At 38.5% G+C, this 19544-nt stretch carries 20 protein-coding genes; 8 read left to right on the top strand and 12 right to left on the bottom strand.

All coding sequences use genetic code 11. The features are described from left to right. Positions 1-65: 65 nt before the first annotated feature. Positions 66-647, bottom strand: a complete 582-nt coding sequence (locus AC1M89_RS02755) for a hypothetical protein (protein WP_179998143.1) — start codon at positions 645-647, stop codon at positions 66-68. 394 nt (positions 648-1041) lie between these two features. Beyond that, positions 1042-1626: a YceI family protein gene (locus AC1M89_RS02750; protein ID WP_481613865.1), complete on the bottom strand. Its 585-nt coding sequence runs from the start codon at positions 1624-1626 to the stop codon at positions 1042-1044. Positions 1627-1956: 330 nt separating this feature from the next. On the opposite strand from AC1M89_RS02750, the gene AC1M89_RS02745 reads away from it, so the two are divergent. Continuing rightward, entirely contained in the window at positions 1957-2484 is a 528-nt protein-coding gene (locus AC1M89_RS02745) for a nuclear transport factor 2 family protein (RefSeq protein ID WP_035263788.1), read from the top strand. Positions 2485-2543: 59 nt separating this feature from the next. On the opposite strand, the gene AC1M89_RS02740 is transcribed toward AC1M89_RS02745, so the two are convergent. Together AC1M89_RS02740 and tkt are read right to left on the bottom strand one after the other, a co-directional pair. Beyond that, complete coding sequence (locus tag AC1M89_RS02740) at positions 2544-2759, bottom strand: hypothetical protein (protein ID WP_035263790.1); 216 nt, start codon at positions 2757-2759, stop codon at positions 2544-2546. 114 nt (positions 2760-2873) lie between these two features. Continuing rightward, positions 2874-4862 (bottom strand): transketolase, encoded by a 1989-nt coding sequence (gene tkt, locus AC1M89_RS02735; RefSeq protein WP_481607447.1) that lies wholly within the window; start codon positions 4860-4862, stop codon positions 2874-2876. A 443-nt stretch (positions 4863-5305) separates the two neighbouring features. On the opposite strand from tkt, the gene metK reads away from it, so the two are divergent. Next, positions 5306-6472: a methionine adenosyltransferase gene (metK, locus tag AC1M89_RS02730; protein WP_035263794.1), complete on the top strand. Its 1167-nt coding sequence runs from the start codon at positions 5306-5308 to the stop codon at positions 6470-6472. Positions 6473-6517: 45 nt separating this feature from the next. On the opposite strand, the gene AC1M89_RS02725 is transcribed toward metK, so the two are convergent. Beyond that, positions 6518-6760, bottom strand: a complete 243-nt coding sequence (locus AC1M89_RS02725) for a hypothetical protein (RefSeq protein WP_035263796.1) — start codon at positions 6758-6760, stop codon at positions 6518-6520. A gap of 306 nt (positions 6761-7066) precedes the next feature. On the opposite strand from AC1M89_RS02725, the gene AC1M89_RS02720 reads away from it, so the two are divergent. Next, the gene (locus tag AC1M89_RS02720) at positions 7067-7276 is read left to right on the top strand and encodes a hypothetical protein (RefSeq protein ID WP_035263798.1); all 210 of its coding nucleotides are present in this window, start codon (positions 7067-7069) and stop codon (positions 7274-7276) included. Here the strand turns inward: AC1M89_RS02720 and AC1M89_RS02715 are convergent. Together AC1M89_RS02715 and AC1M89_RS02710 are read right to left on the bottom strand one after the other, a co-directional pair. After that, complete coding sequence (locus AC1M89_RS02715; RefSeq protein WP_179998148.1) at positions 7220-7861, bottom strand: LysE family transporter; 642 nt, start codon at positions 7859-7861, stop codon at positions 7220-7222. The genes AC1M89_RS02720 and AC1M89_RS02715 overlap by 57 nt on opposite strands. A 106-nt stretch (positions 7862-7967) precedes the next feature. Then, positions 7968-8552: an FxsA family protein gene (locus AC1M89_RS02710; RefSeq protein WP_035263802.1), complete on the bottom strand. Its 585-nt coding sequence runs from the start codon at positions 8550-8552 to the stop codon at positions 7968-7970. A 122-nt stretch (positions 8553-8674) separates the two neighbouring features. Between AC1M89_RS02710 and ruvC the strand changes: the two genes are divergently transcribed. Beyond that, positions 8675-9220, top strand: a complete 546-nt coding sequence (gene ruvC / locus AC1M89_RS02705) for a crossover junction endodeoxyribonuclease RuvC (RefSeq protein WP_035263804.1) — start codon at positions 8675-8677, stop codon at positions 9218-9220. Positions 9221-9243: 23 nt separating this feature from the next. On the opposite strand, the gene AC1M89_RS02700 is transcribed toward ruvC, so the two are convergent. Both AC1M89_RS02700 and AC1M89_RS02695 read right to left on the bottom strand, forming a co-directional pair. Beyond that, positions 9244-9522, bottom strand: coding sequence for an acylphosphatase (locus AC1M89_RS02700; RefSeq protein ID WP_092766403.1), 279 nt, complete (start codon positions 9520-9522; stop codon positions 9244-9246). Between the two features lie 15 nt (positions 9523-9537). Further along, a complete protein-coding gene (locus tag AC1M89_RS02695; protein ID WP_481613864.1) occupies positions 9538-11049 on the bottom strand; it encodes an NAD(P)H-hydrate dehydratase in 1512 nt (503 codons plus the stop codon). A 20-nt stretch (positions 11050-11069) separates the two neighbouring features. On the opposite strand from AC1M89_RS02695, the gene queG reads away from it, so the two are divergent. Then, positions 11070-12173, top strand: a complete 1104-nt coding sequence (queG, locus tag AC1M89_RS02690; protein WP_481589909.1) for a tRNA epoxyqueuosine(34) reductase QueG — start codon at positions 11070-11072, stop codon at positions 12171-12173. Between the two features lie 290 nt (positions 12174-12463). Continuing rightward, entirely contained in the window at positions 12464-13453 is a 990-nt protein-coding gene (gene bioB, locus AC1M89_RS02685; RefSeq protein ID WP_481608454.1) for a biotin synthase BioB, read from the top strand. A gap of 46 nt (positions 13454-13499) precedes the next feature. On the opposite strand, the gene AC1M89_RS02680 is transcribed toward bioB, so the two are convergent. Then, a complete protein-coding gene (locus tag AC1M89_RS02680; RefSeq protein ID WP_481608453.1) occupies positions 13500-13709 on the bottom strand; it encodes a hypothetical protein in 210 nt (69 codons plus the stop codon). A gap of 197 nt (positions 13710-13906) precedes the next feature. Here AC1M89_RS02680 and AC1M89_RS02675 point away from each other — a divergent pair, with 197 nt between their 5' ends. Further along, positions 13907-15226, top strand: coding sequence for an acyl-CoA dehydrogenase family protein (locus tag AC1M89_RS02675; protein ID WP_481608452.1), 1320 nt, complete (start codon positions 13907-13909; stop codon positions 15224-15226). 161 nt (positions 15227-15387) lie between these two features. Here the strand turns inward: AC1M89_RS02675 and AC1M89_RS02670 are convergent, their stop codons facing one another. Then, on the bottom strand, positions 15388-16650 hold the full coding sequence (locus tag AC1M89_RS02670) for an acyl-CoA dehydrogenase family protein (protein WP_481608451.1): 1263 nt from the start codon (positions 16648-16650) through the stop codon (positions 15388-15390). Between the two features lie 13 nt (positions 16651-16663). Further along, positions 16664-17914, bottom strand: a complete 1251-nt coding sequence (locus tag AC1M89_RS02665) for an SfnB family sulfur acquisition oxidoreductase (RefSeq protein ID WP_481596982.1) — start codon at positions 17912-17914, stop codon at positions 16664-16666. 207 nt (positions 17915-18121) lie between these two features. Here AC1M89_RS02665 and AC1M89_RS02660 point away from each other — a divergent pair, with 207 nt between their 5' ends. Further along, on the top strand, positions 18122-19537 hold the full coding sequence (locus AC1M89_RS02660) for an LLM class flavin-dependent oxidoreductase (RefSeq protein ID WP_481608450.1): 1416 nt from the start codon (positions 18122-18124) through the stop codon (positions 19535-19537). Positions 19538-19544 lie beyond the last annotated feature (7 nt).

The following is a 19544-nucleotide window of genomic DNA, read 5'->3' as shown; positions in this document are numbered from 1 at the left end:
GCATCCCATTCAACCGAATTTGATAGAGTGAGTAACCGCTTGCAACAGTTAATATTTTTTTGATATCAAGTGTCTAAAATTTTGTTCAAATTTTTCCAATGTACCCAATCGTTAAGAAGTTTGACTATGGTGAGTCCACATATCACACATATAACTCCATAAATTATTTCGGGAACTATCTGTGATGCACCTAAAGAATTAAACAATCTCCAATATTCATCTTTTTTAAAGTAAAACATTATGGGAGCAAAACTCATAGAAAATAAAACTAGTAAATTCATTACTAAAACTTTTATTTTTCCTTTTTTTGATACCTTTAGTCTAATGATTTCACCTCTAGAGTTTTTTAATACCTGATAACCTGCTCTATTCCATACAAAAGTCCAATAAAGTAACTCAAACTCCATTGCATTAAATTTATCTAAGAAATATTCCAGCTCTTTTATATCAACGTTTTTTGCTCCAGTAAGTGCAGAAATTGCTGAATTTAGCAGAAGCGTTTTAACTTCCTCGCTTTCATTAAGATTTTTAATCCTTTCTCGTTCTTCAAAAAAAGATTTAAGACGTAAGTGGCGCTCAAGATATTTTTTTCGATTGTATGATGGTGTAATAAGCTCAATGGCTTTTTCAAATATTTGCAAATACATATTTAAAATAAACTAAATAATTATAATCAGTCCAAATCATAAATCTAAATTTATTTTAAATAAATGCAATTTTTTTAAACCATACAATATCCATGACTTTTTTAAATATTTCTACTCCTATCTCTGCAAGCGTATATCACGTTTAATGAATTGATCTACAAACTTCTTAGTATGGTTATTATCTCCCTGTGTAAAATCGTATGTGACATTGATTCTAAAGCTTGAGCCACGCCAATGACTTAAGCTATTTAGATAAAATTCTTGTTGTAGATTTGGTTCATCTTACTTTCGATAATTACGGGTAGAGCATTAAAAAGAGAAGCTTTTGGCCTCATAAGAAAATAATAAACCGCCCATTCAGGCGGCTTATTTATCACTTAACAAATTGATTTTATTATTTTTTATTATCTACTGAAGCTTCAGTTGTAATATTCACCGTGATTTTATCGCCTACATTAGGCACATATGCGCCTACACCGAATGCAGAACGGTCAAATGAAGTCGTTGCATTGAAACCAATAGACTGCGCTTTCGTCATAGGATGTTCAGCTTGTTTATTCAAAACAGCATCTAGTACGACAGGCTTAGTAACATTTTTAATCGTTAGATCACCTGTGATCTTATACTTGTTCTTACCATTTGGTTGAACTTTAGTACTTTTAAAAGTGATATTCGGATATTTTTCAGCATCAAAGAAATCTGGTTTCAATAAATGTTCATCTAATGCTCTGACATTTGTATTAATACTTGAAAGTGGAATTGTGACATTCACCGCTGAATTCGCAGGCTTTTCATTGTCTACTTTGATCGTTCCTTGGATATCGCTAAAATTACCTGATGGTGTAGAAAAGCCAAAATGATCCCAAGTAAATACTGTCGCTGTATGAGTTGGATCAATTTTATATTCAACTGGTTTAGCAAATGAAACTGTTGCTACAGAAAGCACTACGGCACTTAACGCTATTATTTTAAAGTTCATCAATTTTTCCTCAAATTTTTTAAAACATTTATGAAATGGATAGTGAATAATGTATAGCATTCTGAAATTCTTGCATCAGTACAGATAGAACAGTTTGTTGCAAGATTAGAACGCACCTTAAGAAGGTGTCACTTTTATCAAATCAATTTGATCAGATTATGACTATCACTTGTGTATAGATCATGTTTTTCATCTTTAAGCTTTCTCCTAATAAGCAGTTAACATCAACACATATCTTAAATATGAGATTAAATTAAACATTTATACAATATACTAATATTTTGTCTCATTTATAATACTAAAATTACCACTTTGAACTGGAGAATAATGATGAGTGAACAACAACAAGCGATTGATAAAGCGCTTAAAACTAAAGCACCTAAAGATGTCGTATTGGCTTTTTTATATAATACTGATAAATCAAGAGTAGCGATTGCTTCAGAAAAGTTAGTGGCTGAAGATGCCATTTATACTTCGCTAAATTTTAATAATCCTGAACTTAAACAAATTGAACCTTGGGCTGGTACTTCTACAGGTCGTGATGTCTACATTTATACTTTTTCTAATGTCGGAACTTATTGGACGATCGATGATTTTCAAATCACAGATATTTTAGCTGAAGATGAAACAGTGGCTGTATTCGGTCAATTTACTTATACATCTGTTTACGCTAAGCGCACTTTTACTTCACCTTTTTCAATTAAAGCAATAGTTAAAGATGGCTTAATCACGTATTTCCAGTTTATGGAAGATACTTATGCTTCAGCAGCATCTTTCAGAGTAAGTGGTGAATGGACAATTCAACAAAATGCTGATCCAAAATTAAATTTTACCGTGTCAGAAACTACGGCTAATTAACTGTAAAATAATAAAAATAGGATAATAAAAAAGCCTCATAAGAGGCTTTTTTATGACTGTTAAAGCTTTTCAATCAGAATACGATCAATCTGTTTTAATCCTGAAGTTTTTTCACGATTTTTTCGACGTACTTTAATGATTTTCTCTTCAGCCATATCTTGTAGCAATAATTCTACTGCTACCATCGCTTCAAGTGGTAAGTCTTCACCAATCCACTTTTGCTCACCCGCATCCATTAAAGTAATTTCATCACTAATTTGCTCATACAAACTCATTGCGCTACTCACTTCCAATCTGAAATCTAGGGAATGAATGTATCTATATAGATACATAAAAATAAAAAGACGCCCCACAGTTGGGACGCCTTTTAAAACACTTAATTCTAAGAATTAAGCAGTAATTTCTTTCACTGCTGCGACAACTGCTTCAGTCGTAATACCAAAGTGTTGGAACAAATCTTTCGCTGGTGCAGATTCACCATACGTAGTCATACCAATCACACGACCATCAAGACCTACAAATTTCCACCAGTAGTCAACATGCGCCGCTTCAACCGCTACACGCGCACGGATATTAGATGGAAGAACTGACTCACGGTAAGCAGCATCTTGCTTAACAAATTCTTCAGCACATGGCATAGACACAACACGCACACCTTCAAGCTGTGCATAAGCTTCCATTGCCAATGCAACTTCCGAACCTGTTGCAATGATAATCGCTTTCAATTCGCCTTTTTCTTTAGCCAATACATAACCACCTTTCGCAACATCAGCAATTTGTGCTTCTGTGCGTGTTTGGAATGCTAAGTTTTGACGAGAGAAGATCAACGCAGTTGGACCTTCAGAACGTGTTAACGCAGATTTCCAAGAAATTGCTGCTTCAACTGTGTCACATGGGCGCCATGTGTTGAGGTTTGGTGTACCACGTAAAGATGCGATTTGTTCAATTGGTTGGTGTGTTGGACCATCTTCACCCAAACCAATAGAATCGTGTGTGTAAACATGAATCACACGTTGTTTCATCAATGCAGACATACGTACTGCGTTACGTGCATATTCCATAAACATGAGGAATGTTGCTACGTAAGGAATGAACCCACCGTGAAGTGCAACACCGTTTGCGATTGCAGTCATACCGAACTCACGTACGCCATAGTGTACGTAGTTACCTGCAGCATTGTCTTGAACGCCTTGTGCGCCTTTCCAAAGTGTTAAGTTAGAACCTGCTAAGTCAGCAGAACCACCTAAGATTTCAGACAGCATTGGGGCAAATGCTTGGATTGCATTTTGGCTTGCTTTACGTGTTGCGATGGTTTCAGCTTTTGCGTTTACTTCAGCAATATACGCATCCGCTTTTGCAACGAAGTCAGCAGGTAATTCACCGCTTAAACGACGTTTAAGATCAGCCGCTTCAGTTGGATATTTTGCTTCATATTGTGCAAATACTTCGTTCCAAGCTGCTTCTGCTTGTTGACCTTTTTCTTTCGCGTCCCATGCAGCATAAACGTCAGCAGGAATTTCGAATGGACCTTCAGTCCAACCCAACGCTTCACGTGCTAATGCGATTTCGTCGTTACCCAGTGGTGCACCATGGCAATCTTCTTTACCTTGTTTGTTTGGTGAACCTAAACCAATAATCGTTTTACAGATAATGATTGTTGGTTTCTTCGTTTCAGCTTTCGCTTCTAAAGTTGCCGCACGTAATGCATCTGCATCGTGACCATCAACTTTCAATACTTGCCAGCCATAAGCTAAGAAGCGTTGTTCTGTATCGTCAGAGAACCAACCTTCTACTTCACCATCAATTGAAATACCATTGTCGTCATAGTAAGCAATTAATTTACCTAGCCCCAAAGTACCTGCCAATGAACATGCTTCATGAGAAACACCTTCCATTAAACAGCCGTCACCTAAGAAACAGTAAGTGAAATGATCAACGACTTTAATGTCTTCTTTGTTGAATTGCGCTGCTAAGGTTTTTTCAGCCAAAGCAAAACCAACAGCATTCGCGATACCCTGACCCAATGGACCAGTGGTTGTTTCGATACCAGGTGCATAACCTAATTCTGGGTGACCCGGTGTTTTTGAGTGCAATTGACGGAATGCTTTTAAATCTTCAATTGAAAGATCATAGCCAGTCAAATGTAATAATGCATATTGAAGCATTGAGCCATGACCATTTGATAATACAAAACGGTCGCGGTTAGCCCACTGAGGGTTTGTCGGATTGTGATTTAAGAATTGACGCCATACAACATCAGCAATATCAGCCATCCCCATTGGTGCACCTGGATGTCCAGAATTTGCTTTTTGCACAGCATCCATTGCAAGTACACGAATTGCGTTAGCAATGCGACGTTCATTCAGCGGGGTTGTCATAGATCAGTGTCCGATAAATTAAAGATGGGAAATGAATAAAATTCAAAAACTGGGTGTATTGTCTTAAAAAAATCAAACAGCGTAAAGCCCAGAAACGTATATTTCAGCCCTAAAGCGAAAAAATTCATACAATGCGAGTCGGTTTTATCAATATTCAATTCAATCCAATATTTTTTAGTGGCTTGGCCTTTTTTTAAAGTACTGATGTTGAATCATGTATTCACATTCTTTCGTACCCACTTAAGCTGTTTTTTATTTCAGCTCAGTCTTAAAAAGAATAAGTCTTATACAAAAGTTTTCACTTATCAATTTAACAGATGATGATATCAATTAAAAAAACACAAAAATGACATAAATTCATGCTTTTTAGTCAGGTTAAGCTAGTCCTTAACGTTAAGTCGATGTACCATATTGCGTCTTTAGAAATAACTGTGATAGGACTTATGCGCGAGTACGCTGTATTTACTTCAGAATCTGTAAGCGAAGGCCATCCAGATAAAATGGCTGACCAAATCAGTGATGCTATTTTGGATGCAATCTTAAAAGAAGACCCATATGCGCGGGTTGCTTGTGAAACGCTTGTAAAAACAGGTGCTGTTGTTCTTGCAGGTGAAATCACAACAACTGCAAATGTAGACTTTGAAGCAATTGTACGCCAAACCGTAAATGGCATTGGATACCATCATTCTGATTTAGGTTTCGATGGTTCAACTTGTGCTGTCATCAACATGATTGGCAAACAATCTCCTGAAATTGCTCAAGGTGTAGATCGTCAAAAACCTGAAGATCAAGGTGCTGGCGATCAGGGTTTAATGTTTGGCTACGCGAGTCGCGAAACAGATGTTTTAATGCCTGCTCCTATTTCGTATGCGCACCGTCTTATGGAAAAACAAGCAGAACTTCGTCGTAACGGAAGTTTGCCATGGTTACGTCCAGATGCGAAAAGCCAAGTGACTTTTGCATACGAAAATGGCGTACCTGTTCGTTTAGATGCGGTCGTATTATCGACTCAACACGATCCTGAGATTTCACAGACTGATTTAAAAGAAGCTGTCATTGAAGAAATCGTGAAAAAAGTAATTCCAGCAGATATGTTCCATGCGGATACCAAATTCCACATCAACCCTACTGGTATGTTTGTGATTGGTGGTCCAGTCGGTGACTGTGGTTTAACAGGTCGTAAAATCATTGTAGATACATATGGTGGTATGGCTCGTCACGGTGGTGGTGCTTTCTCTGGTAAAGATCCATCTAAAGTAGACCGCTCTGCTGCTTATGCTGGTCGATATGTTGCAAAAAATATTGTTGCCGCTGGTCTAGCCGATAAATGTGAAATTCAAGTGTCTTATGCGATTGGTGTTGCTGAACCAACATCTATCTCAATCAATACATTCAATACTGCTAAGGTTTCTGAAGAATTGATTATTGCATTGGTACGAGAGCATTTCGATTTACGTCCATATGGTATTACACGTATGTTGAATCTCATTCAACCGATGTATAAGCAAACTGCTGCATATGGTCACTTTGGTCGTGAAGGTTCTGATACTGCATTCACTTGGGAAAAGACAGACAAGGTTGAAGCGCTTAAAGCATCAGCTGGTTTGTAATTTCCAAATAAAAAAGCCCACATTGATGTGGGCTTTTTTATAGATTCAATTTGCTTTATCACTTTGATGAAGCGTGTCCAAAAACGACTGCTTCACAGGGACATTTTGGTTATCTTGTAAATATAAATGGGCCACTTTAAACACAATGGCTGCGGCTAAACACGCAATGATACAAAATATCCAAAAACCATAAGGTGTTCTGATATTTTGTGATCCGCATTCAGAACACACTTTGTCTGTCGAAGCAACCACCTTGTCGCAACACGCACAATGATACTGATACAGCATACTCATCCTCCCGATTTGACTGTCTTTTTATTTTTATCTACATCACCTTAGAGGCTAATATTTATACTATATAAGCCTTCACCAATAATCAACCTCAGATGTAGCTATAAAACAGCAACCATCTATGTCTTCATTCAATATCTTGTATTATCAGATATCTATATGAATTTTTTTTGACAACCTGCTCTATCATTCTTTTTTCTTCTAGAGATTATCCATATTTTATTCACGCACTCGCCCATCATATCCGCATGGAAATCATAAATTGAAGTAAAATAAACGTAGTTAAAAAATGATGATATGACGATGGTTCAATTAATTAAGAAAGGCGGCTTGAGAGAAAGAGCAAACAGAAGTCGCTCTTATCAAGGTTCTGAAAATACTGAAGCAACTTTGCGACCAAGACGTTATCAGCAAGACACGCTCGTTCTGACTCAAACAGAAGAGTTAGATCAGGATTCAGTTAAGCAAAATAAGCGCATCTATCCACAACCAGACTGCAAAGATCAAAAATAGACCACCCGATGCCATATCTATGTAATGCCCTGAACGCTGGTAGAGCTGTTTAATTTTAGGTCGTGCTAAAACGACCATCAAAAACGTAAAGGTTAAAAACGTTTGAATCGGAATAATGACTGCCAGTTGTATTTTCAACATCTCTGGTGCTGAAGCAGTTAAGGCAAGTGAAAATACACTACTAAAATAAATCAGTGTTTTAGGATTGGATAGGTTTGTAAACAACCCCATCAGAAAGTATTTTTCAGCTTTTAAAGGTAACTGATTTTCATCAATTGCATCAAGTTTGAAAGACTTATAGGTTTGCCAACCACCCTTTAGCATCGCCCAGCCCATTTTTGCCAAAAATAAACCACCGACTAACATTAAGACTTGTTGAATCCATGGGAATTGGGCAATCAAAAGTGCAAAACCTGATAAGGTTAAAATCACCCAAAATAAAATTCCAATAGAAATACCTAAAATAACTTTCAACGTGTTTGCGATTGTGGTTGACGCTGCGCATTTGGCAATCAACAAAATATCAGGTCCAGGACTCAATTGAGCAACAAGATGTAGGACACAGATGGTAAGTAATAGAGACATAAATCAAAAATGAATAAAAATTGTTTGAATTATACTGTTTTTTAGGAAAATCGAGATACAAAAATAAAAAAACCAGACATTACATCTGGTTTTGAACATGCGCAATTTACTTTTGATTAACGTCTTTCATTTCAATTTTCTTTGCTTCAGGTGTAATTTCTCTTGCTTCACCATCAATGATAGTAGAGTCATTTGAACCACGACCGTGCTGCTGGCTTTGCATTTCTTGCATTTGGCGCATTAAATCTGCAAATGGATTCTGACCATTTGCTTGACCACCCATGCCGCCCATATCTCCCATCATACCACCCATCATTTTTTCCATCATGGCTTGCTGACGCTTCATCATGGTTTTCATCATCACCGCTTTAAATGCTGTTTGAACAGGTGGAATTAGAATAAGTAAGGCGAATAGATCGGAAATTAACCCCGGAATCAAAAGGAAAATACCCGCAATAATTTTAGGTAAGTTATTGGTCAAATTCGGATCAGCACTCATATGACCTTGTTGCATTTGCTGCATCTGTGGCATTAAACCTGATGCATGAGAACGAACCATATTTAAACCAATAAAGAATGCAGCAATAAACCAGAAGAATACATACCACATACTTCCGACTAGATCACCCACACCGACCCATACGAAGATTTCAAGGACTATACCGATTAAAACAATAAGAGCTAATTTCATGAAATGTAATCTAATCTCAAAAATTTAAATATAGGGTCGTAATCATCTGCTCAATCTGTATCAAGCTTTTTTCATACGCTTATGTAACAATATGGGCATTATTTTATTTTTAAAGTCATGGAATGTCATTAATTATCGGAATTGATCCTGGTTCACGTCTAACAGGTTACGGTATTATTCAAAAAGAGGGGCAAAAACTCACTTTTGTTGATGCTGGAACAATTCGCACTGAAACACCTGACATGCCTGAGCGTCTAAAACGAATTTTTTCAGGCATTGAAAGAATCGTTAAATTTCATGGTCCTACCGAAGCTGCTGTGGAACAGGTATTTATGGCGGTCAATCCTGACTCTGCCTTAAAACTTGGTCAAGCACGCGGTGCAGCTATAGCGGCATTGGTCAATTTAGATCTACAAGTGGCTGAATATACTGCGCGTCAAATTAAACAATCTGTTGTTGGCTATGGCGCTGCTGATAAAGAACAGGTTCAAATGATGGTTATGCGCATACTTAATTTAAGTATTAAACCACAAGCCGATGCTGCAGATGCACTTGCCGCAGCAATTTGCCATGCACATGCCTCTGGCAGTATGAGTAAATTGGCTGTTTTAAATGCTTTAGGTGGAATGGCACGTGGACGAAGCCGCAGCAGTAGTCGTCGACGTTAAAAGTCTCTCGACACTCAATGCACTTATTGGCGAATTTGAAAGTTATCGAAATCACGCTCTTTGATGTCAATTAAGTCTTCATAGAAGATTTGCTTAACTTTACTATTATGAGGCCCTGCCATGGCCAGTTTGATCATGTCATTTACATCTTTATATGTGCCAACAATGATAGCTTCCACATCCCCATTATCCATATTTTTAACGTAACCAGTTAAATGCAACTTTAAGGCTTGTTCCATAAACCAGCGACGAAATCCGACCCCTTGAACAAGACCTTGTATCGTTAATTTTAAATATCGCATATCTATCCCTGAATTTTATTTTAGATTTACTATTTGATAAATCGCTTGAGCCATATTCTGAGCTAACAAACCACGTTCACCCTGTTGAGCCAATACATCACCTGCCATGGCATGTAAGTTAACAATTTCATGAAGTTGAATAGAATTAGACAATTGTCCTTTAAGACTAGCAATCATTCCTGCAAGGATATCCCCCATTCCACCTGTACCCATTCCTGGATTACCTTGGGTGCAAATCCAAATAGTTTGCTGCGCGTCAATCGTTAAACTTCCTGCACCTTTTAATACCCATTCACCAGCATACAGTGTTTGTAATCGTTTAATTGCTTTGATGCGGTCATGCTCAACTTCCGCCACGCTAGAGTGTAAAAGTTTTGCAGCCTCACCAGGATGTGGCGTTGCGTAAGTTCTCTCATTGAGTCGAATGGGCTTTTCAGATAAGAACCACAATGCATCAGCATCGAGTACAGTAGGTTTGTTCGTAGAGGACAGAATACTCATCCATTGATCATATTGCTCAGCTGCCCAATCATCACGTCCCAACCCCACTCCAAAACAAATCGAATCGACTTGCTGTAGCAAATTTTTTCGTTGTGATGGATCGAAACGATTAATATCCTGCACCATTACATTGGGAGATCGTGACAAAATTGCTGAATGATGTTTAGCATCACACACGATCGTGACTTTACCCGCCCCAGCGGCAAATGCAGCTTCAGCCGCCATAATCACCGCACCTCCCATTTGTGCATGACCGCCAATCACGAGCACATGCCCATACGTTCCTTTATGTCCTGTAGAGTGTCGTCGCGGCAAAATTGTTTTGACTGGGCTTAATCGGGCCACAGGTTTTAAATCTGAGTCACATGGTAAAATGGGAATGAGTTTTAGATGTCCTATAAAATCCTGTGCACGCCCTACAAATTGCCCTACCTTATATGCGAGTGCGGTAAGCGTATGCTGAGCATGAATAGCCATTGGTAATGGTTGACCTGTATTTGCATCTAAACCGCTCGGCATATCAATCGCAATTTTGACGCCGTCTTGCTCATTAATATGATGGATAATTCTCTGCCAGTCTTCACTTAAAGTACGATTAATTCCAATTCCAAACAATGCATCAATATAGACATCATAACCCTTACAATGGTTCAGATCGGTGAACTGCTTAAGTGGTATGGATTGACTCATTTTATAAGCACTCTGCAAGGAGTCAGCCGAGTGATGATCGACTTGTGAAAAAGAAAAAATATCGATTTCTAGATTTTGGTTGAATGAACAATGTCGTGATAAAGAGTGCTGTGCTAAATAGTACGTAACAAGATAACCATCCCCTGCATTATTTCCTTTGCCGCAGCAGACTGCGATACGGATTTTCTTTTTTTCAATACCTTGAAGAATTGTGATGATTTCTTGTGCCATCATCCAAGCAACTTGCTGCATAAGACCAAAAGCACTATTTTGATCGTCAAACCAGCGCTGTTCCCAAGCTTGTATCTCACTGCTGTGATAAACTTGTTGATGCATTATCGTTCCTTTTTTTATTTATGACTCAATCTCTCTCATCTATACCAGCTCGTATTCCAACACAGCAATTTGATCCTCATGCGCTTAAAGCTTGGATTAAATCTCAAGCATTGGAACTGGGCTTCGCTGATTGTGTCATTGCCCGACCTGATGCTCAAGATGAATTACCTCGATTAAAAGCATATTTAGATCAAGGATTTCATGGTGACATGAAGTTCCTCGAAGAAAATTTGGAAAAACGTGCTAATCCAACACTGTTGGTTCCCCATACAAAAAGTATTATCTGCGTCAGAATGAATTATTTGGTTGAACGACCTCAACCTCGAACAGTACCTGATTTCCCTAATTCTGCCGTTATTGCGCGATATGCACGCGGACGGGATTACCATAAAACCATGCGCGGTAAATTAAAAACACTTTCAAACCTTATTCGTGAAAAAGTCGGTCCGTTTGAATCAAGACCTTTCGCCGATTCAGCCCCTATTTTTGAAAAATCACTCGCTGAATCTGCAGGTATGGGTTGGACAGGTAAACATACCCTGCTCATCCACAAAAAATCGGGTTCCTTTTTTGTACTCGGTGAACTGTTTAGTTCTCTTGAATTACCCTTTGACGAGCCTGCCAGTGCACATTGCGGCTCATGTACAGCATGTATTGATATTTGTCCAACGCAGGCGATTGTAGCGCCATATCAATTAGATGCCCGTAAATGTATTGCCTATCTGACCATTGAATACCAAGGGGTGATTCCTGAAGAACTACGCCGTGGCATAGGTAATCGCGTATTTGGATGTGATGATTGCCAGCTGATTTGTCCTTGGAATAGTTTCGCACAAACTACAACGGTTGCTGATTTCCATCCCCGTCATGGGCTGGATCGTCTTTCTTTAATTGAATTATGGCAATGGGACGAAGCAACATTCTTAGCCAACACAGAAGGCAGTCCACTGCGTAGAACAGGCTATGAAAGCTTTATGCGGAATATTGCGATTGGAATCGGGAATGCACCGTATCATCCAAACAATATTGAGCAATTGATACTAAAAAGAAATCAGTCTAGTGAGATTGTGCAAATCCATATTGACTGGGCAGTACAAGAACAACAATCAAAAAGAAATAATTAATTGTACTTTTCCAAGATGACTTGACAGCGCAAAAACACCGTTTTGAGCATGATCTGAAATTTTAAGTACACGTTAGCAACAAGTTCTCAGCATCAAGTTCCCAAAAAATAATTTTGCGGCGAAAAATGCATAAAAATAGTTAAGTTTGTAACTAAATCAACAATGATTAATTTCTATTGAGTTGGCGAATTTGATAATTTTTTTGAGTCATTATTGTCATATTTTACGATTTTGCATTGTTAAAATTACAGTATGATCAAATAAGTAGCTTTTTAATTGATGGATAAATTATGCAAGTACGCAATGATTGGACGCGTGAAGAAATACAAAAACTCTATGAACAACCCTTCATGGACTTAGTTTTCGAAGCACAACGCGTGCATCGTCAATACTTTGATGCAAATACCATTCAGGTCAGCACATTACTATCGATCAAAACGGGTAAATGTCCAGAAGATTGTAAATACTGTTCTCAATCTGCACGTTATGATTCCAAACTTGAAGCTGAAAAAAGAATTGCTGTTGAAAAAGTAATTCATGAAGCCAAAGAAGCTCTCGCTTCTGGATCATCTCGTTTTTGTATGGGTGCTGCATGGCGAAATCCTCATGAACGCGATATGCCCTATGTACTTGAAATGGTACGTGAGGTAAAAGCCCTAGGACTTGAAACCTGTATGACCTTAGGGATGCTTAATCAATCACAAGCGGAACGTTTAAAAGAAGCGGGGTTAGATTATTACAACCACAATTTAGATACCTCTCGTGAGTACTATCCAAATGTGATTACCACACGCACTTATGATGATCGTTTAAATACTTTAGACTTTGTGCGCCAAGCAGGCATGAAAGTGTGTAGCGGTGGAATTGTTGGCTTAGGTGAAGATACTCAAGATCGTATTGGTCTATTACATGAACTTGCGACCTTAGCTATTCATCCAGAATCGGTACCAATCAACATGCTTGTGCCGATCGAAGGCACACCCTTAGCAGATGTTGAAAAACTCGATGTGACTGAATGGATTCGCACCATTGCCGTAGCGCGCATTATCATGCCAAAAAGTTATATAAGACTTTCAGCGGGTCGTGAATCTCTTTCTGATTCTGATCAAGCTTTAGCGTTTATAGCAGGTGCTAACTCTTTGTTCTCAGGTGAAAAGCTTTTAACGACACCTAATGCTGGTGAAGGCAAAGATAAGCAGTTATTCGATAAGTTAGGTCTAAAAGCCGAAAAAGCGAAGCCGACTGTATCAGAGCTGACTATAGATGCAATGGCAAGTTAACTTATAAGATTCGCTCAATCAAAAACCGAAGCTTTGCTTCGGTTTTTTATGATGTGATCAATATGCCATAACAGGCATTAAGATACTGTCCCGGCTTAATTTCATCTGTTCCATTGGCATGGTGTACCGTTATTTTTTGACTAAATGCATCAAACTCAAAGCGATCATAACTATCTTGGTGGTGCATCAACCAATAAATCGTATCTACGACATGATCATCACAAATATAAGTATTCGATTTAAAATCTTTACTCATTTAATTTAAATCCTTTTTTTCAATCACAATATTATTATATCTCAATTCATGTTATTGAATATCATTTTCTATATTTAAGATAATATCTAAATTTCCTTTAATCCAATATATTATATTTACATATCACAATAAATCGATTTCCACACATTTTATAAGCGCTATTATTTTATTTTAATTTAGAATAAAGACTGATTATTATGAGTATTATTGATTTAAAACCTCAAACTGCATTGCAACACCGCCCCAGCGCACTGACCACACAAATTAATGCTGTATGGGGACAAGGACCTTCTTCACGTTATGAAAGCCTCGCCTCGTTATTCAGACCTACATTTGAAAAAATCAAAGCTTCGCGATCTGAACGCGAAAAAAAACGAGTTTTAGCTTTTGAACAGATTCAATGGTTAAAAGACATCGGTTTTACGAAACTTCGCTTACCCAGTTCGCAAGGGGGATTTGATGCAACTATTCCAGAATTATTTAATCTATTAATCGAACTTGCCGAAGCTGATGCAAATTTACCGCAGGCACTTCGCGTACATTTTGGCTTTGTGGAAGATTTACTGCTCAGCCGCGACCCACAGTTTAAATCTGTATGGCTTCCTAGAGTGGCTCAAGGTCAAATTATTGGAAGCGCATGGTCTGAAGGTGGAAATGAGTCCATTCATGAATTTAAAACCAGACTTTCAAAAGATGCTGAGGGACGTACGGTATTGAATGGAAAAAAATTTTATACCACAGGAAGCTTGTATGCAGACTGGATTGATGTGGGTATTACTGATTTGTATGGAGAATCAGCCAGTATTCTAATCCCTCGACATGCTGAAGGTGTTGAGATTGTGGATGACTGGAATGGTTTTGGTCAAATTCTTACAGCAAGCGGTACTACTAAGTTCAATCATGTTGTTGTGAATCAACAAGATGTCATCGGAGACCAACAGCGCTTTAAATATTCAGCAGCATTCTATCAACTGATTCAATTGGCAATTATTTCAGGGCTTACAAGAGCAGCAAGCTATGAAGTATCAGCTGAGGTTTATAAACGTGAAAGAAATTATACGCATGCCAATGCTTCCTTCGTCCGTAATGATGCTCAAATCCTACAAGTGGTGGGTCAAATTCGCGGTGTCGCCTACACCACTGCAGCAATTATTGAAAAAAATGCACAGGCTATACAACGTGCTTTTGAAGCTGGGTTGAATGATAATGAACAACTCGAAGCAGATCAAAATGCCATAGCAGAATTAGAGGTTGCTCAATCTCAAACCATTATCACCACACTTGCATTAAATGCTTCGACCATTATTTTTGATGCTCTAGGAGCATCAGCCACTGATAAAAACTTAGCTTTAGATCGTTTCTGGCGAAATATTCGTACGCTCGCATCACACAACCCAAGAATTTATAAAGATCGAATTGTCGGAGACTTTAGCGTAAATGGTGCATTACCCCCTTATCAATGGCGTATCGGTAAAGTTGATGAATCAGGGCTTCTGCAAACAGATAAGGCTTCTTGAGCTCGCTTTAAATCGTTAAGACACTATTTTTTAGTGTCTTTTTTTAGTGTTTTTTAAAGTGATCTATCTAAATCGCTTAGGCTATTAGAGCTCTTATTTACGAAGCTAGAAAAAAGGTCCTTAACAGGACCTTCTTAGCAGCATCATAGAAATTACATCAATTAAGCCACTTGAGCTTTCAAGTGTTTCGCCAAAGGACTATTACCAATTTGCCATACAAATGGCAATTCAGTTTGATTCACGACAAAAGCCCCCACCACTTTCTCCTTATAAATAATCGGATTATGTGAGGATACGACACGTGCATTACGCCAGAAACGATCTAACTGCTTCGATGAAGCGCTGGCCGAAGCGCCCAAACTATTGAATAGTTTAGTTGTTAAATCAAGTACAAGATCTGAAATGACGACCTGCCCTTGAGCAGATTCTAGTTCTGCAATTTGGTTAATCTCATGATCTTTTTCAGATGAAGCATTAAAGTGACTTAAATATGCATCATCCAGTGCTGCAGCTGTTTTTAAAGTAATGGCTTGACTGGCAAATGCTTGGGAAGATGCCTTACCAATCACTTGTAGAATCTGAGCATCATCACGGACAAGATCAGCATTCCCGTGGCTAAAGATTCGAGTACGCTTACGCACTTCCTCACTAAAGGTCTCAACCGCAGAAAATGCGATGCCGGTCAGTGTTGCTAGATGTACAACTTGATAAAAAGCTGTTTGATATTTAAAACGCTGATCAAAAGGATAAATATGATCTCGTTCGATCGCCACTTGGTTGATTTTTAGAGTCCCGCTTCCAGTGGTTTTTTGACCAAATCCATCCCAATCATCATGTACTTTAATTCCATTAGCTTTAGTTGAGACCGCTGCAATCACATGCTGATCAGTGGTCTCATCATAGGCAAAAAGATCAATCCAATCGGCAAAAATAGTACCTGTAGAATAGAACTTTTCTCCTGAAACTTCATATTCGCCTTGTTGATTTTGTTTCACTCGGGTAATGACGTCGCCTATCTCAACATTACCGACTTCTGTCCAAGCGTTTCCTGCGATTTCACCATTTACGAATCGCTTAAACCAAAACGCTTGTGATTGATCTCTATGGGCCACTAAACGGTCTTCGACAAATGCAAAATGTCCACGTAAAGCTTGCACAATATTTGAATCCGCTGTCGCCAACTCGATTAAGATTTGGAAAAGTTGCTGTTGGGTAAAACCTGCACCGCCATATTTTTTTGGTACACGTAATGCACCAAAACCTACATCGTTTAACCATTTAATTTGTTCATGAGGCAAATCACGATCGGTTTCTCGTTGAACGGCCCCTTCTGCAATCCGCTTAAAAATCGGTCGAAACTTTGCTGCAACCTCTTCATAGTTGGCACCAAGTGAAAGTTCTTCATTCTGATTTAATATAGTCATAATAAATTTCTCCTTAGCTCCATGGATGACGTGGTGGTGGGACATCATTTAGAAAATAATTTCCTACAATGTTGTATTTCCAACGCACGGGATCATGCAAAGTGTGTGTTCTGGCATTGCGCCAATAACGATCTAAATTTAATTCTGATAAGGTCGAACGCGTGCCAGAAAGCTCAAATAATTTATTCGCTGCTAAAATCGCAATGTCAGTCGTTAAGACTTTTGCTTCAGCCACGAGCAATGTTGCTTCATTAATATGATCTTCGGTCGGTTCAGCAAGTGCTAAATCAATCGCTAATCCTGCCAAATCCAGAACGGCTTCAGCAGCACGCAGCTTAATTTTCAATTCACCAATATTGGCAATGGTATATGGATCTGAACTTGCTTTATCTAAACCTGAATCAATCCATGGACGTGCAAAGTTACGAACGTAATGAATCGTTTCTTGAATCGCACCACGTGCAATCCCAGCATCTACAGCAGCTTGAATAAATTGAGAAATTGCTCCAGCTGCTGTCGGTCTTACAAAAGCTTGATAAATTGGAACGATATATTTTGCATCTACTTTAACGTTGTTTAATTCGACTGATCCACTGACCGTTGTACGCTGACCAAACCCACTCCAATCATTGGTAATTTTTACACCTTCTGTCCCTTGTGGCACGATTGCAGCAAATGGTTTTCCTTCAGCATCAATCGCAACAACTGGAATGCGGTGTGCCAGTAAAGCTCCAGTCGCAAAGAATTTTTGTCCATTCACAATCCCATTACCAAAAGCATCAAATTCTATTTTTGTGGTGAGATCGGCAACCGTCTTAGACCCTTTTTCTGAGAAAGCATTCCCCAAACGCTCTCCACCCAGTACGGCTTTAAAAAAGAATTGTTTTTGTTCTTCGGTGGCATCTAAACGGATATGCTCGAGAAACACCCAATGATTTTGTGCGATTTGACCTAGTGATGGATCAGCGCTAGAAATGGTTTTTACAACTTCAGCTAGAGTCTTGTAACTCACTCCTGAACCGCCATATTGCTTTGGAATGTTAATTGCCCAAAGCCCTGATTGAGAATACTTGTTTATTTCACTCAAAGGTAAACGGCGTTCATGATCACGAATGGAGGCTTCCTTTGCAAAATCTTCAGCGAGCTGTTGTGCGATTTGAATCGCTTCTTCATCTGTCTTAATCACATGCGCTGGCTGATGAATTTGGTAGAATTCTTTTGAAATTTCAGCCTCATGCAATTTTATATCTATTTGTGCAGTCATTTTATTCTCTTCAAAAAAATTGAATAAAATTAAACTAGCACTAATTATTTTAATTTTTTATACGATTATTTTATTTACTAATCTAATTTCAAACAAAATAAATCATTTATTTTTTTATTATGTATATTGCAGTTTTTCTCATTAAATAATAAGTATGACATTTCATATAATCAGAATATAAACATTTAATTATTTTATATTTTCATTATGACTAAACATATACGATTTAATGCTTTTGAAATGAATTGCATTGCACATCAGTCCCCAGGCTTATGGCGTCATCCGCTCGATCGCTCTACGGAATATAAAGATTTGGAATATTGGACTGATTTAGCAAAAATATTAGAAAAAGGTATTTTTGACGGTATTTTTCTTGCAGATGTTTTGGGTATTTATGATGTGTATCATCAATCGGCTCAACATGCTTTAAATGGTGCTGTTCAAGTTCCTGTGAATGATCCAATTCAAATTGTTCCAGCAATGGCAGCAGTCACCCAACATTTAGGCTTTGGCGTAACCACCTCTATTTCATTCGAACATCCTTATCCCTTCGCACGACGTATGAGCACGTTGGATCATCTCACCAAAGGTCGCGCGGGTTGGAATATTGTGACTTCATATCTAGAAAGCGGATCCAAAAACTTAGGTTTAAAAACCCAAGTAAGTCACGACAATCGTTATGATATTGCAGACGAGTATCTGGAAGTTCTATATAAACTCTGGGAAGGCTCTTGGGAAAATGATGCGGTACGACGCGACAAAGCTGCTGGTATTTTTGCGGATCACACCAAAGTTCATCCAATCCTTCATGAAGGTACATATTTTAGCGTGCCAGGTATTCATATCTGTGAACCTTCTCCGCAACGCACACCTGTATTATACCAAGCTGGTGCATCAAAGCGTGGACAGAAATTTGCCAGTCAAAATGCAGAGTGCGTATTTATATCTGCACCAACGAAAGTTGCTGTAAAAAAGTTAGCACAAGGAATTCGTCAGAATCTTATTGAGGAAGGTAAAGATCCAAATGCAGTTCTAATTTATACGATGCTTGCGATTGTGGTCGATGAAACTGATGAGAAAGCGCAGGCTAAATTTGCAGAGTATCAATCTTACGGTAGTTATGATGGTGGATTGACACTCGCTTCAGGGTGGTCTGGTGTAGATTTTTCACAATTCAAAGCTACAGACCAGGTTGAATATATTCATACCAATGCCATTCAATCTATGTTGCAATCATACGTAGAAGCAGATCCAGACAAAGTTTGGACCATAGAAGAAATTGCAAAATGGACCAGTGTTGGTGGAAATGGACCCGTGATTGTCGGCTCACCAAGCACAGTTGCCGATCGTCTTCAAGAATGGGTGGATGAAACTGGCATTGATGGATTCAATTTGGCTTATATTTTGGCACATCAATCTTTTGAAGACGTGGTCGAATACGTCGTTCCTGAGTTACAACGTCGCGGTGTTTACCCTACTGAATATACCAAGGGGACGCTTAGAGAAAAGTTGTTTGGTCATGGACCATTACTTCCAGATGATCATCGTGGTGCTCAATACCGTAAGTCATCAACGAATGGGCTGCACACCACAACCAAAAACGCATCACTTGAATCTGTGTAGATCCATT

It is taken from the genome of Acinetobacter sp. ANC_7635 (genome assembly GCF_056779945.1).
The sequence above is the reverse complement of the archived record's forward strand: the minus strand, read 5'-3'. Positions and strand labels throughout refer to the sequence as shown.